We start from the raw sequence: 13,317 nt of genomic DNA, 5'->3' as shown, positions 1-13,317 counted from the left end.
GCCCAATTCTACATGCGAAGATGTCGTACCTGCGAAGGCAGGTACCTATACTGACTAAGCAAACTATCGGCGCGTTCAGCATGGGTACCTGCCTTCGCAGGTACGACACGCTGTTACTTGTCCAGCTCCGCCAGCAAGGCCTGGCGCAGCGCCGGCGTATGCAGCGACAGCCCGAACCCGCGCATGATGCCTTCTTCGTCGACGAAGCGCGAGATGGTGCGCTCGCCGTCCTCCGCGTCGACCCAGCCGCCGCGGCTGCCCGCGGGCGGGGGCGCGAGCGCCAGTTTCAGGCTCGGCGTCTTGACGATCACCGCGTCGGCTTTGAGCGCAATCGGCGTGCGCGTGCCGGCCAGGGTGGCGCCTATCGCGCGCGCCGCCGTCAGCATCGGCGAGATATACGGCATCACCGCGCCGCCGTTGACGGTCGCGTACTCGGCGCAGTCGCCCAGCGCGTAAATGCCTTCCGCGCTGGTCTGGCCGTAGCCGTCGATGACGATGCCGCGCCGCGTCTCCAGCCCGGCCGCCTGGGCAAGCGCGATCGAGGGACGCAATCCCACCGCCGACAGCACCAGGTCCGCCTCGACGATGGAACCGTCGGCAAGTGACACGGCGAACGCGCCGTCGCGACGGTCCACGCTGGCCGCCGTGGTGCCCAGCTTGAGCGTAATGGGCAGCGCCGACCATGCCTGCGCCAGCGCGTCCGACAGCGCGGGCGCCGCCAGCGCCGCCAGCGGACGCGGATTCGGATCGATCAGCGTGACCTGGTGGCCGCCCGCGATCAGGTCGTCGGCGAATTCGCAGCCGATCAGGCCCGCGCCAAGGATGGCCACGCGCGCCGGCCGGCCAATGGCGGCGAGCCGCTCGCGCATCTGCGCGTAATCGTCGATGTGGTTCACCGACAGGATCTCGCCGGCCGCGTCGCCTTCGATCGGCAGCCGGATCGGCTGCGCGCCGAGCGCCAGCACCAGGTCGCGGTAGGCGATGCGCTGTCCGCCGGCCGTCTCGATGGTGCGCGCGGCGCTGTCGATACCCGTCACCTCGGTGCGCGTCATCACCTGCGCGTCGAGCTGCGCGGCCATCTGCTCGGCGCTTTGCGACACCAGCTGCGCCGCGCCTTTGCCCAGCGCGATGGCGTTCGACAGCATCGGCTTGGCGTACGACCCGCCGCCGTCGCCGGACACCAGCAGCAGCGGCGTGGTCTTGTCGATCTTACGGAACTCGCGCGCGACGCCGTAGGCGGCCATGCCGGCGCCGACGATCACCACCGGAAGCGGCGCCGCCATCTTAGATTTCCACCATCTCGAAGTCGGCCTTGGCCACGCCGCAGTCGGGGCAGGACCAGCCGGCCGGGATGTCGTCCCAGCGGGTCCCGGCGGCGATGCCTTCTTCCGGCAGGCCGACGCTTTCGTCATAGATGAAGCCGCACACGATGCACTGGTAAGTTTTCATTGGTCTCTTCCTTTTATGTCACGGTATGAGTTAATTGTAGCGAGTTTGTCAGGCGGTTGCCGTCAGCTGCTCGAGCGCCGCCTTGTAGTGGTTGGCGTGGCGCTCTTCCACCTTTGCCAGCGCGGCGAAGCGCTTGGCCGCGGTTTCCAGCGTGCGCCGGAACTGCTCGGCATGCACCTTCGATTCCTCGATCTGCTCGTCGTACTCGGCCACCGCGGCCAGGTTGCCTTCTTCCACGGCCAGGTGGCGGAACTTCGGATACATCTCGGTGTATTCATACGTCTCGCCCTCGATCGCGATTTCCAGCGCGCGCGCCGGGGTGATCTTGTCCTTAGGGTACAGCAGGTCGAGGTGGCCGAAGGCGTGCGCCACTTCCTGCTCGGCGGTCGCTTCGAACGCCTCGGCCACCTCGATCGCGCCGGCCGCGCGCGCCAGTTTCGCGAAGTAGCGGTACTTGATATGCGCCATCGACTCGCCGGCAAACGCGGCTTCGAGGTTTTCGATGGTGACGGATTTCATTGGGTTGCTCATGATGTTCTCCAAGGTTGGTCGGCTTGGGAACAATCTTACTTACACACCCATCATTAGTAAAATTGATCGTTTGCATCAATGCGATAGTTTTTCTTATTCATGGGCATTTTGATCACAAAAATGGGACTGGTAGAAATACGTAGCTTATTGAAAGAATCAGTCTGATAAAATCGACACTCCCCCGATTGGAAAACAGGAAGGCTGCACAGCATGGATTCGTCATCTGACAACAAAGAAGAACTGCGCCAACAACTGCGCGCAGCAGCGCTCGAATACCACCAGATTCCCCGCCCCGGCAAGATCAGCATCGCTCCTACCAAGCAGCTGACCAACCAGCGCGACCTGGCCCTGGCGTACACGCCGGGCGTGGCCGCGCCATGCGAAGAGATCGCGGCCGACCCGGCCAACTCATACAAGTACACCGCGCGCGGCAACCTGGTCGCGGTCATCACCAACGGCACCGCGGTGCTGGGACTTGGCAACATCGGCCCGCTGGCCGCCAAGCCGGTGATGGAAGGCAAAGGCGTGCTGTTCAAGAAGTTCGCCGGCATCGACGTCTTCGATATCGAAATCAACGAAAACGACCCGGACAAGCTGGTCGACATCATCGCCTCGCTCGAGCCGACTTTCGGCGGCATCAACCTGGAAGACATCAAGGCGCCGGAGTGCTTCACCATCGAGCGCAGGCTGCGCGAGAAGATGAAGATCCCCGTGTTCCACGACGACCAGCACGGCACCGCCATCATCGTCGGCGCCGCGATCATCAACGGCGTCAAGGTCTGCGGCAAGCAGCTCAAGGACTGCAAGATGGTGGTGTCGGGCGCCGGCGCCGCCGCGCTGGCCTGTCTCGAGCTGATGGTCGACCTGGGCTTCCCGATCGAGAACATCACCGTCACCGACCTGGCCGGCGTGGTCTACAAGGGCCGCACCGAGCTGATGGACCCGGACAAGGAGCGCTTCGCCCAAGACACGCCGCACCGCACCCTGGCCGACGTGATTCCCGGCGCCGACATCTTCCTCGGCCTGTCGGCCGGCGGCGTGCTGAAGCCGGCGATGGTCGCGGCGATGGCGAAGAACCCGCTGATCCTGGCGCTGGCCAATCCGCATCCGGAAATCCTGCCGGAAGAAGTCAAGCTGGTGCGCGACGACGTGGTCATGGCGACCGGCCGGTCGGACTATCCGAACCAGGTCAACAACGTGCTGTGCTTCCCGTACATCTTCCGCGGCGCCCTCGATTGCGGCGCCACCACCATCACGCGCGAGATGGAAATCGCGGTGGTGCACGCGATCGCCGACCTGGCCCACGCCGAGCAGTCCGACATCGTCGCCACCACCTACGGCATCAAGAACCTGGCCTTCGGTCCCGAGTACCTGATCCCGATGCCGTTTGACCCGCGCCTGTTGACCCACATCGCGCCGGCCGTGGCCAAGGCCGCCGCCGAATCGGGCGTGGCGACCCGTCCGATCGCCGACCTGCACGCCTACGCACTGAGCCTGCAGCAGTTCGTCTACCGCAGCGGCACCTTCATGAAGCCGCTGTTCCAGATGGCGAAGGAAGCGCAGGCCGAAGTCAAGCGCATCGTTTACGCCGAAGGCGAAGAAGAGCGCGTGCTGCGCGCCGTGCAGGTCGTGGTCGACGAGCGCCTGGCGCGCCCGATCCTGGTGGGTCGTCCGGCCGTGCTGGAAAAGCGCATCGAGAAATTCGGCCTGCGCCTGAAGCTGGGCGAGCACTTCGACGTGATCAACCCGGACCACGACGAGCGCTATCGCGATTACTGGCAGACCTACTACCAGATGGGCGAGCGCAAGGGCGTGACCCAGGAATGGGCCAAGCTGGAAATGCGCCGCCGCCACAGCCTGATCGGCGCGATGATGATCCACAAGGGCGACGCCGACGGCATGATCTGCGGCACCTTCGGCACCACCTGGCTGCACCTGCACTACATCGACCAGGTGCTGGGCAAGCGCGCCGGCGCCAACGTGTACGCGGCGATGAACATCCTGATCCTGCCGGAGCGCCAGCTGGCGATGGTCGACACCCACGTCAACGACAATCCGACCGCCGAACAGCTGGCCGAGATCACCGTGATGGCGGCCGACGAGCTGACCCGCTTCGGCATCCTGCCGCGCGCGGCGCTGCTGTCGCATTCGAACTACGGCTCGGCCAACACCGAGTCGGCGCAGAAGATGCGCGCCGCGCTGGCGCTGGTCCAGAAGATGGCTCCGAACCTGGAAGTGGACGGCGAGATGCATGGCGACGCCGCCCTGGATTCGAAGATCCGCAACGCGACGATGCCCAATTCGCCGCTCAAGGGCGACGCCAACCTGCTGGTGATGCCGGACATCGACTCGGCCAACATCGCCTACAACCTGCTCAAGACCGCCGCCGGCAGCGGCGTCGCGATCGGGCCGGTGCTGCTGGGCTGCGCCAAGCCGGTGCACATCCTGACGCCGTCGGCCACCGTGCGCCGGATCGTCAACATGACCGCGCTGTGCGTGGTCGACGCCATCTCCCAGCGCTAAGCGGCGCTACTCCGGCCGGGACAATGCAACTCGGCCGGAGTTCATTTTTTATTCCGTAACAATCGGTAAAGTCTGCGCCGCGCGCGTTCGCTTTAAGGGGATAATGTGTAAAAGGCCATTGTTCTTTTGGCATGTAGCACAGTATCCCACTCCTGCTTCTTTGGCGTCCTGTCACTTTCGATACGTAAATGACTATGCAACCAAGAAAAAAAGCGCTGATTACCGGTATCACGGGCCAGGACGGCGCCTATCTCGCCGCGCTGTTACTGGACAAGGGATATGAAGTGACGGGCACGTTCCGTCGTTCGAGTTCCGTCAATTTCTGGCGCATCGACGAGCTGGGAATTACCCGCCACCCCAACCTGAACCTGGTCGAGTACGACCTGACCGATCTGTCGTCGGGCATCCGGCTGATCGAATCGTGCGATCCGGACGAGGTCTACAACCTGGCCGCGCAAAGTTTCGTCGGCGTGTCGTTCGAGCAGCCCGTCGCGACGGCCAGCATTACCGGCCTGGGCGCCCTCAACCTGCTCGAGGCGATCCGCATCGCCAAGCGCAGCGCGCGCTTCTACCAGGCCTCGACCTCCGAAATGTTCGGCAAGGTGCAGGCCATCCCCCAGGTCGAAGACACCCCGTTCTACCCGCGCAGCCCGTACGGCGTGGCCAAGCTTTACGCCCACTGGATGACGGTCAACTACCGCGAGGCTTACGGCATCTTCGGCTGTTCGGGCATCCTGTTCAACCACGAGTCGCCGCTGCGCGGGCGCGAGTTCGTCACCCGCAAGATCACCGACTCGGTCGCGAAGATCCAGCTGGGCAAGCTCGATGTGCTGGAACTGGGCAACCTCGGCGCCAGGCGCGACTGGGGCTACGCCAGGGAATACGTCGAGGGCATGTGGCGCATCCTGCAGGCCGGCCAGCCCGACACCTTCGTGCTGGCCACCAACCGCACCGAAACCGTGCGCGACTTCGTCACGATGGCGTTCAAGGCGGCAGGCGTGGGCATCGAGTGGAGCGGCAGCGGCGAAAACGAAACCGGCCATTGCAGCCGCAGCGGCAAGCTGCTGGTGCGCGTGAGCCCGAAGTTCTATCGCCCGGCCGAAGTCGAACTGCTGATCGGCGACGCCAGCAAGGCCAAAAAAGTGCTGGGCTGGGCGCCGCAAACCACGCTCGAGCAGCTGTGCGCCATGATGGTCGAGGCCGACATGCGCCGCAATGCCCTCGGCTTCTCGTTCTGACATGCAGGGCCTGGTGACCGAACCGTACGCGGCGCCGGTGCGCGAGGGCGAGGGCAAGCGGGCGCTGGTCACCGGCCTGCGCGGCTTTACCGGCCACTACCTGGCGCGCGAACTGGCCGAAGCCGGTTACCGCGTGTTCGGCACCGTGCTGCCGGGCCAGCAAAGCGCTGCCGACATGTTCGAAGTGGACCTGTGCGACCGCGCCGCCGTGGCCGCCGTGGCCGAACAGGTGCAGCCGGACGTGGTGGTGCACCTGGCCGCCATTTCCTTCGTCGGCCACGCCGACGCGGCGCAGATGTACCAGGTGAACGTGGCAGGCACGCGCAACCTGCTCGAAGCGCTGGCCGGCCTGCGCCGGCGGCCGTCGGCGGTGCTGCTGGCGTCGTCGGCCAACATTTACGGCAACGCCCGCGTCGCGCGCATCGACGAGGGCGTCGAGCCGGCGCCGGCCAACGACTACGCGGTCTCGAAGCTGGCGATGGAATACATGGCGCGCCTGTGGATGGACCGCCTGCCGGTCATCATCGCGCGGCCCTTCAACTACAGCGGCCGCGGCCAGGCCGAGCACTTCCTGCTGCCGAAGATCGTCGCCCATTTCCGCCGCCGCGCGCCGCGCATCGAACTGGGCAACCTGGCCATCGCGCGCGATTTTTCCGACGTGCGCACGGTCGCCCAGGCCTACCGCCGCCTGCTGGCCGCCAGCCCGGCTGGCGAGGCCTTCAACATCTGCTCCGGGCGCTCGCACTCGATCGCCGACGTGATCGACACGCTTGGCGACATGGCCGGTTATCGCATCGAGGTGGACGTCAACCCGGCCTTCGTGCGCGCCAACGACGTGCTGCGGCTCGAAGGCAGCAACGACAAGCTGGCCAGCGTGATCGGCGCGCTCGAGCCGATCCCGCTGGCCGAAACGCTGCGCTGGATGTACCAGGCGTGAGCCGCTTGCGCGTCGGTCTCGGCGCCACCATGCTCGAACCGGCGCGCAACGGCGGCCGGCTCGACGGCATCGGCGTCTATACCGACGCCCTGCTGCGCTTCCTGCCCGCGGCCGGCTGCGAGGTCACTCCGTATTCGTATCCGCGTCCGGGCGCGGCCGGCAAAGGCATCCAGGTTGGCCAGGCGCTGCCGCAGTCGTTTGAGGCGGCGACCCTGCGCGACCTGCTCACGCCGCGGGCGCATCGTGTCCACATGCCGGCAGATATCTTCCACACCACCGACTACCGCATCGTGCGCATGGACTGCCCGCAGGTGGCGACCCTGCACGACGCGCTGCCGATCAGCCATCCCGAATGGTGCAACCCGCGCCTGCGCGGCATGAAGAACTGGCTGCAGCGCAAGGCGGCGTGCAAGGCCGACCATGTGATCGCGCTGTCGCATTTCGCCATCGACGAGCTGGTGTCCTGCTTCGGCATCGACCCGCGGCGCGTATCGGTGGTGCCGTGCGGCGTCGACGACGGCTGGATGGAGGAGCCCGATGCCGGCGCCGTCGCCACCACCTTGCGCGAGCACGGGCTGCGCGCCGGCTACTACCTGTCAGTCGGCACGCTGCAGCCGCGCAAGAACGTCGACCGCGTGCTCGACGCCTGGCTGGAGCTGCCGGCCGCGCTGCGCGCCGAGCGCCAGTTGGTGATCGTCGGCGCGCCCGGCTGGCGCTGCGAGACGTTGGTGCGGCGGCTGCAGGCGGCGGCGCAGAACGGCGAGAACGTCGTCTGGCTCAATGCGCTGACCGATGGCGCCGCGCTGCGCCGGGTGTACGCCGGCGCCGGCGTGTTCGTGTTCCCGTCGCTGTACGAAGGCTTCGGCATCCCGGTGGCCGAGGCGATGGCGGCCGGCGTGCCGGTGATCGCGTCCAATTCCAGCTCGCTGCCGGAAGTCAGCTGCGGCGCGGCGCTCGAGGTCGATCCGCTCGACACCGGCGCGATCCTTGATGCGATGCTGGCGCTGGCGCGCGACGATGCGCTGCGCGACCGCTGCATCGCCGCCGGGCGCGCGCGCGCCGCCAGCCTGACCTGGCGCGAAACCGCGCGCCTGACCGCCGCCGTCTACCACCAGGTGCTGTCGCGCTAGGCGGCGCCGCCAGAACCCGATTACACTGAGGTATGCGCATCCTCCACTTCTACAAAGACTACTTCCCCGATTCGATGGGCGGGGTGGAACAGGTGATCCGCCAGCTGTGCGTGGGCACCGGGCGGCTGGGCGTGCGCAACGAAGTGCTGACCCTGACCGCCGGCGACGACCTGCGCCCCTTCGAATTCGAAGGCCACACCGTGCGCCGGCTGCACCGCGACGTGAATATCGCGTCGAACGGCATGTCGTGGGCCGCGTTCGGAGAGCTCAGGCGCCGCGCCGCCGAGTGCGACGTCGTGCATTACCACTTTCCGTGGCCGTTCATGGACCTGGCGCATTTCGCCGCCCGCATCGACAAGCCGACCCTGGTGACCTACCACTCCGACATCGTGCGCCAGAAAATGCTGCTGCGGCTGTACCGGCCGCTCAAGCGCAAGTTCCTGCAAAGCGTCGACGCCATCGTCGCCACCTCGCCGAACTACCTGGCCTCGTCGGCGGTGCTGCACCGCTACCGCGACAAGACGCGCACCATCACGTATGGCCTCGACAAAAGCATCTACCCGCAGCCGGACCAGGCGCGGCTCGACAAATGGCGCGCGCTGGCAGGCCCCAGGTTCTTCCTGTTCGTCGGCGTGCTGCGCTACTACAAGGGCCTGCACATCCTGCTCGACGCGGTGGCCAGGCGCGAGTATCCAGTCGTGATCGTCGGCGCCGGGCCGATCGAGCAGGAGCTCAAGGCGCATGCCGCACGGCTCGGCCTGAAACACGTGATGTTCGTCGGCGCGGTGGACGAAGCCGACAAGGTCGCGCTGCTGGCGCTGTGCTACGCGGTGGCCTTTCCGTCGCACCTGCGCTCGGAAGCGTTCGGCATCTCGCTGCTGGAAGGGGCGATGTACGGCAAGCCGATGATCTCGAGCGAAATCGGCACCGGCACCACCTACATCAACATCCACGGCGAGACCGGCCTGGTGGTGCCGCCGAGCGACCCGCAGGCCCTGGGCGAGGCGATGCGCACCTTGTGGGACAACCCCGCTCTGGCGCAGGAGATGGGGCGGCGCGCCGAAGCGCGCTACGAGGCGCTGTTTACGGCCGAGCGCATGGCGCGCAACTACTACGCGCTGTACCAGGAGCTGGCCGCGCGCTGAATGTTGGCTGCGATGCGCGATGCTGGTATGCTGGCTGCGAAGCGCCGGGCGATCCTGCCCGGCTGCGCGTTGAGGGTAGTGGTATGGGGTTCAGAAACGCTGCGCTGGCAGTACTGTTGGCGGTGGCCGCGAGCATGGCGCATGGAGCGACGCAGCCGGTGCGGCTGCACCTGATCACCGAGGCGTCGGCGCCGATCAGCATGATGGAGGGCCGGCGCGTGATCGGCAGCGGCACCGAAAAAGTGGCCGAGATCATGGCGCGCACCGGCACCGACTACACGCTGGAACTGCTGCCGTGGAAGCGCGGCTACACCTTCGCGCTTCAGCGTCCCGATACCTGCCTGTTCTCCACCACCCGCACCGCGGAGCGCGAAAACCTGTTCAAGTGGATCGGCCCGACCGACGAAGCGGAATGGATTCTCCTCGGCCGCGCCGACCGCCACTACGACCTGCGCACCCTCGACGATGCCCGCGGGCTGCGCATCGGCACCTACAACGGCGACGCGCGTGACGAGTACCTGCGCGCGCGCGGATTCCAGGTCGATCCGGCGCCGAACGACATGATCAATCCGCGCAAGCTGCTGATGGACCGCATCGACGTGTGGGCGGCCAGCTTCAAGCGCGGCACCACGGTGCTCAAGCGGCACGGTTGGGGCGACAAGATTGTCCCGGTGCTGTCGTTCAACCGGGTTGGCGTGTATCTCGCCTGCAATCCCGCAGTACCGACGGAACTGGTCGACCGCATGAACGTCGCGGTCGAGGCGATGGTGCGCGATGGCACCATGAAACGGATCGACCGCAAGTACGAGAAATGGGTGGACGACCTGCAGGCCAAGCGATGAGCGGCATCGATGCGGCGGCGACGCGCGCGTATCCCATTTTACTTTTGGATGCAAGCCCTCCGTTCGTGCGCAGGCTCAAGGAATCATTACAGAAATGTAATTAATATAGGAAAGAGCCGGATGCTGATGCATGCGCACACGGGCCAGCTCAGTCGTCCATTCCCATCCCAGCATGCCGCAAGTGAACTCCAACAGGCGAGGCCAAACCCATGTGTGGTATCAGCGGGATCATTCACAAAAGCGGTACCCCCGTCGCCCATGTCGATATCGAGCTGATGAATGATCTGGCCGCCCACCGCGGGCCGGACGGGCACGGATTGTTCTTCGATAAGAGCCTTGCGCTCGGACACCGGCGACTGGCGATCCTCGACGTTTCCGAGGCAGGCCACCAGCCGATGTTGTATGGCGACCGGTATGTCCTCACGTTCAACGGCGAAATATACAACTACCTGGAACTGAGGGAGCAGCTGTCCCAGGACGGGTTTGAATTCGCATCGAAAACCGATACCGAAGTCATTCTCGCGGCCTACGACAAATGGGGCGCCGATTGCGTCAGCCGGTTCAACGGCATATGGGCGTTCGCCTTGTACGATAAACAGAAAGCGGAGATTTTTTGCAGCCGCGACCGCTTCGGCGTGAAGCCTTTCTATTACGCCGATACGCCGGAAAAATTCGTCTTCGGCTCGGAAATCAAGCAAGTCTTAAGCGGCGGAAACGTCCCGCCTGTGGCCAACATGATTGCCGTGCGCGATTTCCTGGTGGAGGGCTATCACGACCATACCTGCGAGACCTTCTTCCAGGGTGTGCACAGCCTGCCGGCCGGTCACAACCTGGTCTACTCCGTCACCTCGAACCGCTTTGAGCAAACGTGCTACTACTCGCTCGACGCTCGCGCCGGCTTGTCCGACCTGGGCGAGCATGCCGCCACCTCCTTGTTCTTCTCCGACCTCAAGCGCGCCGTCGATTATCAGCTGCGCTCCGACGTCAAGGTGGGCGTGAGCCTCAGCGGAGGTCTCGACAGCTCCACGCTGGCCGGCCTGTCCGCGCGAATCTACAACACCGGCCCGCTCGGCAAGATGCAAGCGATCCATGCGAAATCGTCCGAGAACCACATGGATGAAAGCGCCTACGCGCGCGAGGTGGCGGCGCGCGCCGATATCGAGCTATCGGTGATCGAGCCGACCGCGCAGGAATTCATCGAAGCAATTGATGAAGTGGTCTATCTGCAGGAGGAGCCGTTCACCTCGCCGTCGATTTTCATGCAGTATTTCCTGTTCCAGAAAGCCAAGCGGATTGGCTGCAAGGTGATGCTCGATGGGCAGGGATGCGACGAAATCCTGCTCGGCTACGAGCGCTACTATTCCGCCCACCTGCATTCGATGCCCGCGCTGCAGGCGGCGCGGGAAATTTTTTCCATCGAGAATAATTCGAGGCTGACCTTTCGCGCGATCGTGGCGAATTTCGCCTATTTTTCGGTGTCGCGCATCAGGATCTGGAGTCTGCAGCGAAAGTTCCGCTTCCTCAAGAAGCAATACACCGAAAAGTTCCCGAACATCGCCAAGGCGACCAAAGGGAGCCGCAACATCCGCGCCATGCAAAAAATGGAAATCGAGTCCTTCCAGCTGCCGCACCTGCTGCGCTACGTCGACCGCAATTCGATGCGCCATTCGATCGAGGCGCGCGTGCCCTTTCTCGATCACGACCTGGTGGAGACTTGCTACGGCATCAGCAACAAGCTGAAGATCAAGGACGGCTGGACCAAGCACATCCTGAGGGTGGCTATGCAGGGCCTGGTGGCGCCCAATATTTTGTGGAGGAAAAATAAATTTGGCTTCGAAGCGCCCGATGCCTCATGGATCAGTGAAGTGAGCGGCACGATGGAGTCGGCGGTCAGGCAGTCGCCGCTGCTGGAGAAGATGTGCCAGCGAGGGGTCGATGTCAAAAAAATCGATCCAGCAACCTTCTGGAAGCTATACAGCATCGCAAAATGGGAGACGGCGTATTCGGTGCAGTCCTGAACTCGCGCAGCCAATCATTTTCTCCACGGTCGGGTCGGCCCCATGCCTCATTGCGTGTCAGTTGGCTGCTATCAATCCTGTGTATAGAGCAGGCTGGATTGTTGAAAGACAATGGCGGTCGCGGACGCGGATTTGCGCATGCGTCCGCATGGTAAGACGATCAATCGTGCGCATTTCGAAGGAATAACTGTGAGCGCTCGCATAGTGGGAACGGTAACGGCGTCGCGCTGGGGGGCGTCAACGGTAGTGCTGGCATTCGCCCTCGCGGGAATATTCGGGAATGCGTCAGCGGCGATGGATGGCGGGCTCTATCTCGCGGACGAAACTGTGTGCAATCGTCCAACGCCCGCTGAAATGCGATGGCTCGATGCCCCGGCGTGGTCGAATTTCGTTGAATTCATCCGCGTCTGCAAAGTTACCCGCGCGAAGAACGCCGCGCCAGCCGTGCTGCTTTTCTCGGTGTGGGCCGACGAGCTCTACGCGAAAACACCGGCAGGCTCGGCAACGGTGGCGATGCCCAGGCCGATGCTCTTTTCGCCGACGGGCAGAAAATTGGGCGAGCTGCCAGCCAATTTCCCCGCTGATCCGCCATCGGAACTGCAGATCGCTTTTCGCGAGTGGCGCGGCGGGATGCCGCAGGAGATCGCGCTTTGCATCCGGACGCCGACGGCGTCCGGCGACCAAGCCCTGCCGTCCCTCAAGTACTCGGCCAATCTCCGGCAATATCGCCAACTGAGCGTTCTCCCTTCGACACCCATAGGAGACTGTCATGCCCGATAACGCGGGACAATTGCTCAAGATCGCCTGCGACAACGCATACGACCAATATACACACTCGTGCAGCCATGCGGTGTGGTCCGTCATGCGGGCGTGTGGACAGCCGAATGAGGACTACCGCACCGCCAACGCGCTTATCGACCATATGACGGCCAAATGGTCTGAAGTAACCCTGAGCGACGGTCATGCGCTCGCAATGGAAGGCAGTGTCGTCGTGGCCGGGCTGAAGGGAACGGAACATGGCCACGTCATCGTGGTCTATCCGGCGGCAACAATCGAAAGCGGCGGCTATCAGTTTCTATACAAAAAGAAGAACACGATGATGACCATGCGCTCGCACGGGAAGTATCCGCCCTGCATGTCCACGTCGATCGGTCCCTGGCCCGGGGCCATGAGCAAAGGCGACAAAACGGTATGGGATCCGTGGGGAGACGACAATATTTTCGAAAAAGTGAAGTTCTGGACATTGAAGAAATAACAGTACCAGAATGCAAAAAAGCCCCGGTGCAGTTGTATTGACAGGGGCCTGAATGCAGATTTGCGCGTGAGTTGCTGGTGCCCAGAGCCGGAATCGAATAAAAATCCGTAACGGGCGTCGTTGCTGGTTTTGGGTAGATATTGAACAAAAAAATACCGTCTCGTATACCGTCGAAAACTCATGTATACCGGGTTCGGTTCCCCATGACCTTGGCAACTATTCCTTAGTGAATTGCTTCCGACGCCCGGC

12 protein-coding genes are annotated in these 13,317 nt (G+C 64.0%); 9 read left to right on the top strand and 3 right to left on the bottom strand.

The annotated features are described in order from the left end of the window. Positions 1-113 precede the first annotated feature (113 nt). The 3 genes from Q4S45_RS17775 to Q4S45_RS17765 are packed head-to-tail and all read right to left on the bottom strand — an operon-like array spanning position 114 to position 1,980. Positions 114-1,283 (bottom strand): NAD(P)/FAD-dependent oxidoreductase, encoded by a 1,170-nt coding sequence (locus Q4S45_RS17775; protein ID WP_305506554.1) that lies wholly within the window; start codon positions 1,281-1,283, stop codon positions 114-116. A gap of 1 nt (position 1,284) precedes the next feature. After that, complete coding sequence (locus Q4S45_RS17770; protein WP_305506552.1) at positions 1,285-1,449, bottom strand: rubredoxin; 165 nt, start codon at positions 1,447-1,449, stop codon at positions 1,285-1,287. Between the two features lie 48 nt (positions 1,450-1,497). Continuing rightward, the gene (locus Q4S45_RS17765; RefSeq protein ID WP_305506550.1) at positions 1,498-1,980 is read right to left on the bottom strand and encodes a rubrerythrin family protein; all 483 of its coding nucleotides are present in this window, start codon (positions 1,978-1,980) and stop codon (positions 1,498-1,500) included. A 210-nt stretch (positions 1,981-2,190) separates the two neighbouring features. Here Q4S45_RS17765 and Q4S45_RS17760 point away from each other — a divergent pair, with 210 nt between their 5' ends. From Q4S45_RS17760 to Q4S45_RS17720, 9 genes are all read left to right on the top strand, one after another. Continuing rightward, positions 2,191-4,503: an NADP-dependent malic enzyme gene (locus Q4S45_RS17760; protein ID WP_305506549.1), complete on the top strand. Its 2,313-nt coding sequence runs from the start codon at positions 2,191-2,193 to the stop codon at positions 4,501-4,503. 194 nt (positions 4,504-4,697) lie between these two features. Beyond that, a complete protein-coding gene (gene gmd / locus Q4S45_RS17755) occupies positions 4,698-5,741 on the top strand; it encodes a GDP-mannose 4,6-dehydratase (protein WP_305506547.1) in 1,044 nt (347 codons plus the stop codon). Between the two features lies 1 nt (position 5,742). Continuing rightward, complete coding sequence (locus Q4S45_RS17750; protein WP_374046114.1) at positions 5,743-6,678, top strand: NAD-dependent epimerase/dehydratase family protein; 936 nt, start codon at positions 5,743-5,745, stop codon at positions 6,676-6,678. After that, the gene (locus Q4S45_RS17745) at positions 6,675-7,808 is read left to right on the top strand and encodes a glycosyltransferase family 1 protein (RefSeq protein ID WP_308633154.1); all 1,134 of its coding nucleotides are present in this window, start codon (positions 6,675-6,677) and stop codon (positions 7,806-7,808) included. Before Q4S45_RS17750 ends, Q4S45_RS17745 begins: the two co-directional genes overlap by 4 nt. Before the next feature lie 32 nt (positions 7,809-7,840). Continuing rightward, positions 7,841-8,953, top strand: coding sequence for a glycosyltransferase family 4 protein (locus tag Q4S45_RS17740; protein WP_305506543.1), 1,113 nt, complete (start codon positions 7,841-7,843; stop codon positions 8,951-8,953). Between the two features lie 83 nt (positions 8,954-9,036). Beyond that, complete coding sequence (locus tag Q4S45_RS17735) at positions 9,037-9,795, top strand: ABC transporter substrate-binding protein (RefSeq protein ID WP_305506541.1); 759 nt, start codon at positions 9,037-9,039, stop codon at positions 9,793-9,795. 209 nt (positions 9,796-10,004) lie between these two features. Continuing rightward, a complete protein-coding gene (asnB, locus tag Q4S45_RS17730) occupies positions 10,005-11,813 on the top strand; it encodes an asparagine synthase (glutamine-hydrolyzing) (RefSeq protein WP_305506539.1) in 1,809 nt (602 codons plus the stop codon). Between the two features lie 246 nt (positions 11,814-12,059). Beyond that, positions 12,060-12,593 carry a hypothetical protein gene (locus tag Q4S45_RS17725; protein WP_305506537.1) on the top strand — a complete coding sequence of 178 codons (534 nt, stop codon included), beginning with the start codon at positions 12,060-12,062 and terminating at the stop codon, positions 12,591-12,593. After that, positions 12,583-13,068 carry a hypothetical protein gene (locus Q4S45_RS17720; RefSeq protein WP_305506535.1) on the top strand — a complete coding sequence of 162 codons (486 nt, stop codon included), beginning with the start codon at positions 12,583-12,585 and terminating at the stop codon, positions 13,066-13,068. The genes Q4S45_RS17725 and Q4S45_RS17720 overlap by 11 nt, the downstream gene beginning before the upstream one ends. Positions 13,069-13,317 lie beyond the last annotated feature (249 nt).

It is taken from the genome of Massilia sp. R2A-15, assembly GCF_030704305.1.
In the GTDB taxonomy this organism is placed as follows: domain Bacteria; phylum Pseudomonadota; class Gammaproteobacteria; order Burkholderiales; family Burkholderiaceae_D; genus JAFCUW01.
Note: the sequence above shows the minus strand (reverse complement) of the source record. Positions and strands in the feature narration are given on the sequence as shown.

What these genes read in the sequence shown, in the direction of transcription:
- Q4S45_RS17775 (WP_305506554.1), bottom strand. Translation starts at nt 1,283, where the DNA reads ATGGCGGCGCCGCTTCCGGTGGTGATCGTCGGCGCCGGCATGGCCGCC.
- Q4S45_RS17770 (WP_305506552.1), bottom strand. Translation starts at nt 1,449, where the DNA reads ATGAAAACTTACCAGTGCATCGTGTGCGGCTTCATCTATGACGAAAGC.
- Q4S45_RS17765 (WP_305506550.1), bottom strand. Translation starts at nt 1,980, where the DNA reads ATGAGCAACCCAATGAAATCCGTCACCATCGAAAACCTCGAAGCCGCG.
- Q4S45_RS17760 (WP_305506549.1), top strand. Translation starts at nt 2,191, where the DNA reads ATGGATTCGTCATCTGACAACAAAGAAGAACTGCGCCAACAACTGCGC.
- gmd (WP_305506547.1), top strand. Translation starts at nt 4,698, where the DNA reads ATGCAACCAAGAAAAAAAGCGCTGATTACCGGTATCACGGGCCAGGAC.
- Q4S45_RS17750 (WP_374046114.1), top strand. Translation starts at nt 5,743, where the DNA reads ATGCAGGGCCTGGTGACCGAACCGTACGCGGCGCCGGTGCGCGAGGGC.
- Q4S45_RS17740 (WP_305506543.1), top strand. Translation starts at nt 7,841, where the DNA reads ATGCGCATCCTCCACTTCTACAAAGACTACTTCCCCGATTCGATGGGC.
- Q4S45_RS17735 (WP_305506541.1), top strand. Translation starts at nt 9,037, where the DNA reads ATGGGGTTCAGAAACGCTGCGCTGGCAGTACTGTTGGCGGTGGCCGCG.
- asnB (WP_305506539.1), top strand. Translation starts at nt 10,005, where the DNA reads ATGTGTGGTATCAGCGGGATCATTCACAAAAGCGGTACCCCCGTCGCC.
- Q4S45_RS17720 (WP_305506535.1), top strand. Translation starts at nt 12,583, where the DNA reads ATGCCCGATAACGCGGGACAATTGCTCAAGATCGCCTGCGACAACGCA.